Origin of the sequence: Clostridium sp. JS66 (assembly GCF_033561535.1) — a bacterium.
Taxonomy (GTDB): Bacteria; Bacillota; Clostridia; order Clostridiales; family Clostridiaceae; genus Clostridium_AM; species Clostridium_AM carboxidivorans.
In genome coordinates, this window is the sequence record NZ_CP131467.1 from 2,751,684 (window position 1) to 2,764,002 (window position 12,319).

Genomic DNA, 12,319 nt, shown 5'->3' on the forward strand with positions numbered 1-12,319 from the left:
TATGAAGAAGTACATTGAATGTAAGGTGCTTATTGTAGATGATACAGAAGCTGATATAGATATTCTTGTAGAAGCCCTTGGAGATGAATATGATATATCTGTTGCTATGGATGGAGAATCTGCTTTTGAAAATATAGATGAGGAAGTACCTGATATCATTTTATTGGATATTATGATGTCTGGTATGGATGGTTATGAAGTATGTAGTAGGATTAAAGAAAATAAAATCACTGCAAAAATTCCTATTATATTTTTAACTGCAATGACAGATATAAACAGTAAGGCAAAAGCATTTGAATTAGGAGCAGTGGATTATATCACAAAGCCTTTTGAAATTCTTGAGATAAAGGCTAGGGTTAATACTCACCTATGCTTAAGACTTGCTCAAAATGAATTATTAAGGCAAAATGAAATTCTTGAGGAAAAAGTAATAGAAAGAACAAAGAAAATTAGCCTTATACAGGAAGCAATTATTGAAGCTATGGCTTGTTTGGCAGAATATCGTGATCCTGAAACTGGAGCACATATTAAGCGTACCAAAAATTATGTAAAAATATTATGTGAAGAGCTTAGAAAAAAACAGAATTTCAAGAATATTTTGAATGATAATGTTATAGAGAGCATATATAAATCAGCTCCTCTTCATGATATAGGTAAGATAGGTATAAGAGATGATATTTTACTTAAAAATGGAAAGCTCACTGATGAGGAGTTTAACGAAATGAAGAAACATACTGTTTTAGGATATGACTTTTTAGTAAAAGTTGCTGAGAAGTTTGATGATAACTCTTTTTTGAAATGTGCAATAGAACTTGCACGTTCTCATCAAGAAAAATGGGATGGAAGTGGTTATCCTGACGGCCTCATAGGAAAAGAAATTCCTTTGTCTGGAAGAATTATGGCTGTAGCTGATGTATATGATGCATTTGCTAGTAAACGACTTTATAAGTCTGCTTTCCCACACGAAAAGGTGGTGGAAATCATTGTTCAAGGTAGGTTACAGCATTTTGATCCAGAAATTGTTGATGCTTTTATAAATGTTCAGGAAGAATTTCGCAAGATTGCATATAAATATAATAATTTTGAGGAATAGCACATGCTTTAAATTAATTTTAAATGTGTAGTATCTCACATAGTGTACTAGTTATTTCTTATGTTTCTGAACTGTTTGTTTTTTACAGATATTGTTTAGAAACATTATTTATGTAATTTGCGATTTGTGAAGTTATATATTGTATTTTGTAGTAAAACATAGAAGCTGGTCAGAATATGGTCAGTGCGTGTTGATATAATAAATATAGAAATCTATTAAGCTGCTGAGAAAGGTGAAGTCAAATATGTTAAAAAAGTTATCTATTTTAAAGAAAATATTATTTTTATCCTTTATATGTTGTATTTTCATGTGTATCGTTGGAGGAAGCGGTATTTACTTTTTGAACAAATCAAATAGTGATATGAAAAACATGTATGATAATAAAATGAAAGCAATAGAATATTTGGATACTTGCAATTTAACAGCTAAGAATAACGAAGCAGATATTTTATATATCATAAGTTATAGTGATAATAAAGAATTTACAAATAAACAAATTTCTGAAATTGATGAAAATGCTAAAAAAAATAACGAATCATTAAAATCTTATAAAGCATTAAAATTGGATTCCTATGAGTTAAGCACATTGTCAATGATAGAGAAGAATTTAAATGATTTTAGAGAAGTAAGAAGTAAAGCTATAGAGCTTGTGAACAGTGGAAATTCAAAAGAAGCAGCAATATTACTTTATAAAAATATTGATTTATCCCAAAAGTATTTACAAGGTTTTGAAGATTTAATTAATCACAATGTTAAGCTGGCTGATGAAATAAAGACACAAAATGATAAAAATTATAAAATATCATTAGTAATGCTTATATCAATATTTGTAATTTTACTAGTAGTTTCTTTTGTTTTGAGTTATATTATAGCTTTGAAAATTTCAAAAGCACTTAAAGTTACCAGTAAACATTTGGATAATGTGGCAAATGGAGACTTCAGTGTTAATATTCCAAAGGATCTGTTAATGTTAAAAGATGAAACTGGAGAAATTGCTAGAGCTGTTGATGAAATGCAAAATTCTGTAAGAGAACTGGTAGCAAGTGTAATGAATAGTTCTAATTCAACTGTAAGTAATGTAAATGGAATTGATAAGAGTATGGAGGAATTAAATAATGGTGTTATGGAAATATCTGCAATAACAGAACAATTAGCTGCTGCTATGCAGGAAACTTCAACATCAGCAGAAGAAATGAATGCTACTGCTTTAGAAATAGAGAAAGCTGTAGAGAATATTGCTACTGAAGCTGAAAAAGGTTCAAATGCAGTTAGTGAAATAAAAAACAGAGCGGAGGATTTAAAAGGAAGAGCAATGACATCTAAAGATAATACATTATCAATTTATAAAGATAGTGAGGTGAAATTATCTGAATCCATTGATCAAGCAAAAGCAGTAGAAAAGATTTCAGTTCTATCTGAATCTATTCTAGCTATAGCATCTCAAACTAATTTGTTAGCGTTGAATGCTGCTATAGAAGCTGCAAGAGCAGGGGAATCAGGCAAGGGTTTTGCTGTAGTTGCAGAAGAAATAAGAAAATTGGCAGAAACATCAGAAGAGGCAGTTAATGAAATACAACGGGTAATTAAAGGTGTTGTTTTATCTGTGGACAATCTAAGTAATAATTCAAAAAATATACTAGAATTTATAGAAAGTAATGTTATTAAAGATTATGAAACATTAGCTGAAACAGCAGAGCAGTACAGTAATGATGCTGTATTTATGGAAAAACTAGTAACAGATTTTAGTTCTACATCTGAAGAATTACATGCTTCAATGGAGAGTATGGTACAAGTAATTAATGGAATAACAGTTGCAAGTAATGAAGCTGCTGAAGGAACACAAAATATAGCAGAAACAGCTTGTGAAATTTCAAATAAGTCAGAGATAGTTAAAAATGATTCTGAAAAAACTATGAAAGAAACGTCTAATCTATCAGATTTAATTGAAAAATTCCAAATTTAGTTGGTATTAAATTAAAAAATAAAATTTATTATATTTTGGAGGAATTAATATGTCAAAAATAGTTAGTAGTAATGATATTGATTTAAATTTAATAGAGATAAAGGATGTTATCGATATTGAATTGCTTCAAAAATTTCAAGATAATTTTGCAGAAAGTATGGATATTGCCAGTATAACAGTGGATATTAATGGAAGGCCAGTAACTAGACCAAGTTTTTATACAGATTTTTGTATGAAATTTACTCAGTCCACTAAGGTAGGTACGGACAAATGTGATGAATGTCATAAAAGAGGTGGAGAAGAAGCTGCAAGAACAGGAAGACCATATGTTTATACTTGTCACGCAGGATTAATTGATTTTGCTGCTCCTATATTAATAGAAGGCAGACAAATTGGAACAATTTTAGGTGGACAAATATTGAGTTCTAGTCCTGAAGAAGCAAGATATAGGGAAACTGCAAGAGAATTAGGTGTTAATGAAAATGGATATGTGGAAGCAGTAAATAAAATAAAAGTTACTAGTGAAAGAAGTATAAGAGCAGCTGCAGAAGTATTATATATTATTTCTAATGCCTTATCAAAAATAGGTTATGAAGAATTAAAGATTAGAAATATGTCTCAAGTGCTTTCAGAAAATTTTAGTCAGATTTCATCTACTATGGAAGAATTATCGGCATCTTCAGTTAATGTAACTAATAATCAACATACTTTAAGTGAAGAAATAGTTAATGTAAAAAATATATCAACAGAGATTAATGCAATACTTGATTCAATAAAAAGCATAGCGGATCAAACAAAAATGCTTGGATTAAATGCAGCTATAGAAGCAGCTAGAGCAGGAGAAGTTGGAAGAGGTTTTGGAGTTGTTGCAACTGAAATAAGAAGTTTATCACAAAACTCTAAGGAAACAGCTTTAAAAATATCAGATCTTACAAGTAAGATAGAGAGTTCAGTTGATAAAACTATAGAATCGTCCAATTCTACATTGGAAAATACAGAGCAACAATCTGCTGCAATTGAAGAGGTTACTGCAAGTTTACAGCAAATTGCAGAATTTACTGATACGTTAAATAGATTAACAAATTCTAATAATTAAAGAGAACAAAATAATAATGGGTTAAATAAAGGCAGCATTTGCATGAAAATTAAAGTTTTATGTGAATGCTATTTTTTATAATAATATTGAATAAATTAATTTGAATTTTTTTCTATATATTATATAATATTAACATAATATATGTCAGGGAGGGTTATTCTCATATGAAGAATATACTAACACAAGAAAATATCGATAAATTAAAGGAAGAACTAGACTATAGAATGACTGTAAAAAGAGCTCAGATAGCAAAAGAAAAATTAGTAGCTGCTGCACATGGTGATAGGTCAGAAAATGCAGAATATAAGGAAGCTTGTGCAAACTATAGAGAAAACGATAATAGAATTCAATATTTATTAACCATGATTTCAACTGCAATTGTAGTAGATGATAAGAGCCAAGATAAGTCAGTTATAGGAGTCAATAGTAAATTTAAAATTAAATTTGTAGAGGATGAAGATGAAGAAGTTGTATCATTAGTAACTACTGTAGATGCAGATCCAGAAAATATGCTCATAAGTGTAGAATCAGATTTAGGTAAAGCGTTAATGAGCAAAAAAGCTGGAGATATAGTTGAAGTTAACGCTCCAAGTGAAAATTATACAGTGGAAATATTAGAAATATTATAAACTTATGTTTAATGGACTCTAATTTTTGTGTAGGTATGATTTGAAGCACTTTGCTAGTATTAAAAAAATTGAATACTAGTATAGTGCTTTTTCATTAAATTACCTTAATATTTTTCCCTATGCTCCAAGCTTTACCTACTTTTTTCCCTAGACTATAATAATTAAATTCGTATATAGATAGTAAAATTGGATTTACCTTATTTATATCAGGAATTCCATTTGTAAGATATTTTTCATCAGAATATGTTTCTATTACTTTTCCAATTAAAAGCATATTACTTCCTTCTAAATCCATTTTGTGAATAACCTTACATTCTATATTTATAGGACATTCTTCTATCATAGGTGCATTTTTAAGACTTCCATAAAAGGTGTTAAAAAGTTTTGATTTATCAACATCTGCTCCAGATACAATGCCACAATAATCTGTAATTTCTAGCATGTCTAAAGAGGGAATATTAATACTAAAGGTCATGTTTTCTTTAATGCCATTACAGCTGTAGTGAGATTTATTAAGTGATATTGAAATCATGGAAGGAACCCTATTAGCTATTCCTGCATAGGAAACATTTAAATAATTTGGATTTCCATTAACATTAACTCCAACAAGTATTACAGGATTTGGGTAAAGGTGATTTTTATTTCCTAGTTTAATTTTATTCATAATGAGCTTACCTCTCCTTCAATTTATAGTATAAATTTAAACTAATACTATAAATTGCACAAGTACCTACTTTTTAGTATAATACTATGCAAAAGGTATGTGTAAAGGAGAATATTTATGGTAGATATGAAAGAAAAAATATATACATGTCCTATCGATTTTACAATTGATTTAATCAGTGGGAAATGGAGCATGTGGATTTTATGGGTATTACAAGATGGGCCTTTAAGATTTGGAGAAATAAGAAAAAAGGTGCCTAATATTACTGAAAAAGTGTTGATACAACAACTGAAAAAATTTGAAAACTGTAATATTATTAGTAGAAAATCATATAATCAAATTCCACCTAAGGTAGAGTATTCTTTAACTGAAAATGGTAAGAGTTTGAAGCCTATTATGACGTCTATAAGACAATGGGGAGAAGAACATTTACATATTCAACAAAATTCACAGAAAAAGTGTTAATGAGAAATATTTTCCAGGAAATAATTAACATGTTTCTAAATTACCCAAACAAAATACTAATGAAAGTATTATGTTTGGGTAATATCAGAAATAGTATTATCTAGCGTTTTGCTACATTAAAATTATTTTCTATAAGCAGCCAATTTTGAGGGAAAGAAAGACCTAATTTCCAGTAGCTTACACCTCGTAAACCTAATTCTTTTACAAGATTAAATTTTGCTTGAATTGATCTTGCATCTTCGAACCATACTTCATGCTGCCTTCTAGCCTCATCTGTATAGTTGAAATGAGGAGCTTGTGCTTTATAGTCATATTTAATTGGCACATTATACTTAGCAGCAAGCTCAATAGCCTGTTGAGGACTAACTGCTTTTGCGAATTTTCCTCCAGGCACAAAAGGCAATGTCCAATCATATCCATATAAATTTTGGCCCATCATAATTTTAGAAGCAGGTATTTCAGTTAGAGCATATTCTAGAACATTTCTCACAGGACCTATTGGCGATACAGCCATTGGCGGACCACCACTGTAACCCCATTCATAAGTCATTATTACAACAAAATCTGAAATTTGTCCATGAGCTTTATAATCATGAGCTTCATACCAAGCGCCTACTTGAGTAGCACTGGTTTTTGGAGCAAGAGCTGTTGACATTAATAATCCTTCAGAAGATAATCTTGCTTTTGCCTTTCTTAAAAAGCTGTTATAGTTTTCTCGCAGTTCAGGAGGTAAAAATTCCATATCAAAGTGTATGTCTCTAAAATTATATTGTTTTGCAAGTGCAATGATGTTATTAAGCAAACGATTTTGTATTTCTGTGTTTGTTAAAATAATTCTTCCAAGTTCTGCACTGAATTTTCCTTCCTCAATATTAGTAACTACCATTATTAAGCTTGCATTATTTGCTTTAGCTATGGCTGCAAAATTATTTAGAGGAGGTGGATCCAAAGTTCCATTTCGTTGAATACGGAAGCTGAATGGTGCCAGATATGTGAGAAATGGTGCTGCACTTCGAGCTGACTGCTCTAATTCAGGGTCAACTTTTCCTCCTATTGGTTCAACATATGCATTTATTTCTGCATTTCTTTTAGGACGTGGTGGGATGTACAATCTTAATCCAACTTTTAGAGGTGTACCAGGTGAAATTCCATTAACCTGTGCAAGCCTTCGGTAATTGATACCAAAGCTGCGTGCAATGCTATATAGGCTATCTCCTGGTTGAACCCAATAATAACTTCCAATTATAGGTATCACTAGCGTCTGTCCTACAACTAATTGGTTAGGATTTGGCACTTCATTGGAACCTACAATTGCTGAAACTGTAGAGTTGTATAATCGGGCAATATCAAATATAGATTGTCCTGCTTGAACAACGTGGATTTGCATAGTATACTTCTCCTTATAAAACTTATACAATATCATTATATGGTATAGAAAAGGGAAATGTACTATGAAAAAGATAGTAATATGAAATTGTTAAAACATCTATTTGTATCTTAAAGTTAAAGATACTATAATTAAATGGTAAATATAACCTAGAATCAATTATAATAATTTTAAAGAAGGGAATTATATATCATGAAATTAAAAAAGAAAAGTTTGATTTTTATAGTAACAGGTATAATAGTTATAGCTGCAGCAGCAGGTATTTATTTTTATAATGCTATGTTTAATAGAATCACTAGTTCACCTGCACTTAATAATTCAAATAGAAATGAAAAGTGGACATCAGACTTAAAATTTGTAAAAAAAGAACTACCTAAAAAACATAAAAATTTATTTTTTTCCAAGAGTAAAACTGAATTTTATAATCAAATGGATTCACTTATTGGAAAAGTTAATAAATATAATGATATGGAAATTAAGGGTGAGCTTGCAAAAATAATAAGTTCTATAAATGATAGTCATACAACAGTTGACATTCAAGGAGATTCATCGTATCCAGTAAGTTTTTTTCAATTTGATGATGGAATTTATGTAGTTGATTCGTCCATTGAATACAAAGAGTTATGGGGAAAAAAATTAACTTCGGTTAATGGATATTCTATGGCACAAGTTCAAGAAAAAATTGATCCTTTTATATCTAAAGATAATAAAGCTATTATAAAGAGCCAATTTTGTAGTTTATTAAGATCTGTGGAAGTGCTTAAAATTGCGGGAATAACTAAAGAAGATAATATAGTTTTAAATTTTGAAGGTTATCCAAACAGTGTAAATGTACAACCTTTGAAAAAATCAGATTACAAAAATGTAAAGTTTTTATCAGATAATACTGATTACAGTAAGAGGCTTCCAATTTCAAAGCAAAAGCAGGATAAAAATTATTGGTTTGATTATATTGAAAACAGTAATTTGCTTTATGTAAAGTATAATAGTTGTTCCAATATGCCTAATTATTCTTTTTCACAATTTACAAAGGATGTTTTTAATACCATTGATAGCAAAAAAGTTAAAACTTTAGTTATAGATTTTAGTGATAATGGTGGTGGGAATTCTAAGCTTTTTGATAATTTTTTAGATGAAATAAAGAAAAGGAATAATATTAATAAAAAAGGAAATTTGTTTGTTATAGTGGGAAGAAAGACATTTTCTTCTGCAATATTAAATTCTATGGATTTGAGGAATAGCACGAAAGCAATACTTATTGGTGAACCTACAGGAGGTAAACCCAATCATTTTGGTGAAGTAAAGGTAATACATTTATCAAATACAAATGTAAATATATATTATTCTAGTAATTATTTTAAAACCACTGATAAGGAAACGGATTCTATATACCCTGATGTTAACATTCCTCTTAAAGCTTCTTCATACTTTAATGGGAAATATGATTTCTTGGATTATGTTTTAGATAAAAGTAATGTTAAATAATAGATATAGTTAAGAAGGTGATTTTGTTGATAATTGATTCGCATATACATATTGCGCATAATAATTTGTTTAAAAAAAGTCAGTGGAGTAATTCTCCAATTGAATTGCAAAGGCAATGGCTTACTGAAATTTTGAGGGAATATAAAAAGAAAGATGTATGTGCTTTAAGGGATGGAGGAGATGGAATATTTGTTTCATGTTTAGCACGGAAAATTGCAAAAGAGGAAGGAATAATATACAGAACACCTATATTTGCAATTTGCAAAAAAGGCCATTATGGATCATTTTTAGGAAGAGCTGTTGATGGAATAGAAGATTTTAAAAGAGAATTTCATATATTAAAAGAAAATAAATTAGATCATCTTAAAATTATAGTAACTGGAATAGTTAATTTTGATAAATTTGGTGATGTGGGAGATGTGGCATTTTCATATGATGAACTGGAATATATGGTGAAAAGTGCAAAGGAATATGGAGTTCCAATTATGGTGCATGCTAATGGTAAACAGGGGGTATCTCAGGCTATAAAGGCAGGAGTTAATACCATAGAACATGGATTCCTTATTTCAGATAAGGAGATATATGAGATGGCAGAGAAAGAGATAGTATGGGTACCTACTCTTTCTCCGCTGGGGAATATACTTAAAAGAAATGATAGTAATTTTAAAGATAAGATGAACATAATAAGAAAAGTATATACCATGCAGGTTGAAAATGTATTAAAAGCTTATGAAATGGGTGTTAAAATTGCACTTGGAAGTGATGCTGGTGCATATGCTGTGCCTCAGGTTGCTGGTATTTTTGATGAAATAAATCACTTTCAGAATATTGGATTTAGTAAAAACACAGTATTAAAAATGTGTTTAGAAAATGGTTCAGCTGCACTTAAATTATAGAGATGTTTTATTTAAAAAAATTGCTATTCAGGGATATAGACGTCCAATATTAGGATTTGATAAGCTGAAGTATTAAAATGGCTAGTCAGTGAATAAGGACGTCACAATTTAATGTAAAAACTATATTTGGTGTAATATTTGTGGTTCATAAACTTCTGCAACTGCTTTCAGGATAAAAATAAAGCAAGCAGCAAGAAATATTACGGTTACAATGAGAAGTACATATTGATAAGCAAATTTGCCAAGTACAAATCCATAAATTAATGATCCAAAAGGAACAGCTCCTTGACAGAATACACCAAGTATAGCAAAGAACCTTGCTCTCATTTCATTTGGCACCATTTTTTGAAGATTTACATTCATAGGTGTGTTTATTCCTGAATTGAATAATCCACATAGCAATATTACTATTGCTAGTATTATAAATAATTTAAGATCATGTCCACCAAGATAGTTTATGGAATTTGGATATACTGAAAATGTAAGAATGAAAAGCATAGCTGCTTGAAGTAAAATTGCAACCTTTATTACTATTTTTGTACTAAAGTTTTTTAAGTAAATACCTATGGCTATGTTTCCAAGAAGTATTCCAACAGTAAAACATGAAATTAAATAACCATATTGCTGTGAATTAAAACCTACACACTTTTTTAATACATAGGGAAATACTATATCAAAGAATGGTGCAACAAGAAAATTAATTAATAAGCAGAATAGGAAGAGCTGGGTTAAAGCTTTATTTTTCGTTATAAAGCTAACTACACTGGCATTTTCTATGAAAAATGATTTTAAAGTTATCTTTTCTTTTTTTACATTTAGGTTCTTATAAACTATGATAATTGAAGAAACTGCTGATAACATAAAAGATAAACCATTTAAATAAAATACTGTTTTTATTCCCCAAAGTCCATAGATTATACCTCCAAGAGAAGGACCTATAATCATGGAAATTGCATCACTACTGCCTCTCAGGGACATAGCTTTCATAAGTTCTTCTTCTTTTATAAGTTCTGGAAGAATTGCTGTAGATGATGCTGAAAAGATACTATCCATAATAGAAATAAATATTTGCATTAAAAACAGTATATAAATATTCAAGCTGTTCCAAGAGGCTAAAAAACCTAAAGTTAATATTAAAACTCCTCTTACAATATCGGTTATTATCATGATGTTTTTTCTGTTTTTTCTATCACCTAAAATACCTGCAAAGGGTAATGTAATTACATTAGGTAATAAATTAAGAGCAGAAAACATTCCCATCATAATTGCGGAATGAGTTATATCCAATATATAAAGTGGCATTGCTATTTGCTGTATTCCAGTTCCAATATAGGATATAAATCTTCCCAACATATAAAATGATAAATTTTTTTCAAGTTTCATTTTGTCTCCTTATATATTAAAATTACTCTTTTAAATTTATTTATAAAGTTATGGTAACATGGCTTCCATCTTTAGAGTGTACATCTACAATTTTTAAGCCTTTGTATTCTCTTAAGATGTCAATAGAACTTGAAAGTTCCTTCCAGTTAATCATATTTACATACTTTTTATCTTTTTCAGATATATGTTTTTGAATAAATGGGGCATCTACAATTGAAATTCCAAATTTTAAAAGTACATTAGGAACAGGTATTGTAAATCCCATTTTACCCGATTTAATATATATTTTCATAATATATCCTCTCTATTCTATACTAACTTCTACTAAATCGCCATTTGCACTTTTAACATCTACTATTTTTCCAGAAAGGTTATTATCTATTGCATCTGAAATAAGATTTAAATCTAAATTTTCCATTCCTTTAATATTATCAGTTATTGGTATTTTACCTATAGTTTTTAACATGGTTTTTATAAACTTAATTGGAAGATTAACATTTACATCGTCTCCGTCATGAGAGGTAACCTTTATTTTTAGCATTTTATTCATAATATCTTCATCATTTGAAGTACTTTGAAAGGTCTCAATGGATGTATTCTTAGGATTAAGTGATTCAATAAGCTGTCCTGCCTTTTCAGAAGTTATTTTACCTTCTTCTACCATTTTTAATATTTTTGATATTTCTTCATTCATTTTAAAATCTCCTTTTTGTAATCTTTAAATTTTTTTATATATTTACTTATTTTTATACTTTCATAAATAATAAAGCTGCTTTTAATTAACATATTATTCATTTAGCATTTTTATTGCTTGATCTGGAGTTATTTCTCCTTTATCCAGCATATCTACTATTTTCTTTTTATCTACTGAAGGTTCCTTTGCTACCTTGTATCCAAGAGCAGTTATAACTTCATCTAATTTTGCTCTTACGGTTGGATAGGAGATGCCAAGCTCCTTTTCAACATCTTTTATATTTCCTCTGTTTTTTAAAAATACCTCTATAAATTTCAGTTGTTCTCCTGAAAGATATTCAAACTTTGACATTTCAAAATCATTTTCAATTACAGTATTGCATTTAGAGCATTTTAGTTTTGAAATGAAAAGCTTAGAAGAACAAACAGGGCATTTACTAATAATCTTATATGCCAAATTATCACTTCCTTTCCTCTGTTTATAATATATCACTTTAAATTAAATAAATCAATATTAAAATTAAAAAAATTAATATTAATTTGCTTATATTTTAATATTATTAAG

Annotated in this window: 13 protein-coding genes; 7 read left to right on the top strand and 6 right to left on the bottom strand. The window is 29.2% G+C overall.

Annotation, left to right across the window (positions count from 1 at the left end; translation table 11 throughout):
- Position 1: 1 nt before the first annotated feature.
- The 4 genes from Q6H37_RS12855 to greA all read left to right on the top strand — a co-directional run bounded on the left by Q6H37_RS12855 (position 2) and on the right by greA (position 4,781).
- Positions 2-1,093, top strand: a complete 1,092-nt coding sequence (locus Q6H37_RS12855) for an HD-GYP domain-containing protein (RefSeq protein WP_318742315.1) — start codon at positions 2-4, stop codon at positions 1,091-1,093.
- A gap of 244 nt (positions 1,094-1,337) precedes the next feature.
- Positions 1,338-3,056 carry a methyl-accepting chemotaxis protein gene (locus Q6H37_RS12860; RefSeq protein WP_318742316.1) on the top strand — a complete coding sequence of 573 codons (1,719 nt, stop codon included), beginning with the start codon at positions 1,338-1,340 and terminating at the stop codon, positions 3,054-3,056.
- A gap of 49 nt (positions 3,057-3,105) precedes the next feature.
- Positions 3,106-4,152 (top strand): PocR ligand-binding domain-containing protein, encoded by a 1,047-nt coding sequence (locus tag Q6H37_RS12865; protein WP_318742317.1) that lies wholly within the window; start codon positions 3,106-3,108, stop codon positions 4,150-4,152.
- 164 nt (positions 4,153-4,316) lie between these two features.
- Positions 4,317-4,781, top strand: a complete 465-nt coding sequence (greA, locus tag Q6H37_RS12870) for a transcription elongation factor GreA (RefSeq protein ID WP_029161926.1) — start codon at positions 4,317-4,319, stop codon at positions 4,779-4,781.
- Positions 4,782-4,875: 94 nt separating this feature from the next.
- On the opposite strand, the gene Q6H37_RS12875 is transcribed toward greA, so the two are convergent.
- A complete protein-coding gene (locus tag Q6H37_RS12875; RefSeq protein WP_318742318.1) occupies positions 4,876-5,445 on the bottom strand; it encodes a flavin reductase family protein in 570 nt (189 codons plus the stop codon).
- 117 nt (positions 5,446-5,562) lie between these two features.
- Between Q6H37_RS12875 and Q6H37_RS12880 the strand changes: the two genes are divergently transcribed.
- Positions 5,563-5,910, top strand: coding sequence for a helix-turn-helix domain-containing protein (locus Q6H37_RS12880; RefSeq protein ID WP_318742319.1), 348 nt, complete (start codon positions 5,563-5,565; stop codon positions 5,908-5,910).
- Positions 5,911-6,010: 100 nt separating this feature from the next.
- Here Q6H37_RS12880 and Q6H37_RS12885 read toward each other — a convergent pair whose 3' ends face one another.
- Complete coding sequence (locus Q6H37_RS12885) at positions 6,011-7,297, bottom strand: glycoside hydrolase family 18 protein (RefSeq protein ID WP_318742320.1); 1,287 nt, start codon at positions 7,295-7,297, stop codon at positions 6,011-6,013.
- A 192-nt stretch (positions 7,298-7,489) separates the two neighbouring features.
- Between Q6H37_RS12885 and Q6H37_RS12890 the strand changes: the two genes are divergently transcribed.
- Both Q6H37_RS12890 and Q6H37_RS12895 read left to right on the top strand, forming a co-directional pair.
- On the top strand, positions 7,490-8,782 hold the full coding sequence (locus Q6H37_RS12890; protein ID WP_318742321.1) for a S41 family peptidase: 1,293 nt from the start codon (positions 7,490-7,492) through the stop codon (positions 8,780-8,782).
- A gap of 17 nt (positions 8,783-8,799) precedes the next feature.
- The gene (locus Q6H37_RS12895; RefSeq protein WP_318742322.1) at positions 8,800-9,678 is read left to right on the top strand and encodes an amidohydrolase family protein; all 879 of its coding nucleotides are present in this window, start codon (positions 8,800-8,802) and stop codon (positions 9,676-9,678) included.
- Between the two features lie 120 nt (positions 9,679-9,798).
- Here the strand turns inward: Q6H37_RS12895 and Q6H37_RS12900 are convergent, their stop codons facing one another.
- The 4 genes from Q6H37_RS12900 to Q6H37_RS12915 form a co-directional block, all read right to left on the bottom strand.
- A complete protein-coding gene (locus Q6H37_RS12900) occupies positions 9,799-11,061 on the bottom strand; it encodes an MFS transporter (RefSeq protein WP_318742323.1) in 1,263 nt (420 codons plus the stop codon).
- A 40-nt stretch (positions 11,062-11,101) separates the two neighbouring features.
- Positions 11,102-11,353 (bottom strand): hypothetical protein, encoded by a 252-nt coding sequence (locus Q6H37_RS12905; protein ID WP_007059623.1) that lies wholly within the window; start codon positions 11,351-11,353, stop codon positions 11,102-11,104.
- 12 nt (positions 11,354-11,365) lie between these two features.
- On the bottom strand, positions 11,366-11,755 hold the full coding sequence (locus Q6H37_RS12910; protein ID WP_318742324.1) for an SHOCT-like domain-containing protein: 390 nt from the start codon (positions 11,753-11,755) through the stop codon (positions 11,366-11,368).
- A 93-nt stretch (positions 11,756-11,848) separates the two neighbouring features.
- Positions 11,849-12,211 (bottom strand): DUF2089 domain-containing protein, encoded by a 363-nt coding sequence (locus Q6H37_RS12915; protein ID WP_318742325.1) that lies wholly within the window; start codon positions 12,209-12,211, stop codon positions 11,849-11,851.
- Positions 12,212-12,319: the final 108 nt, after the last annotated feature.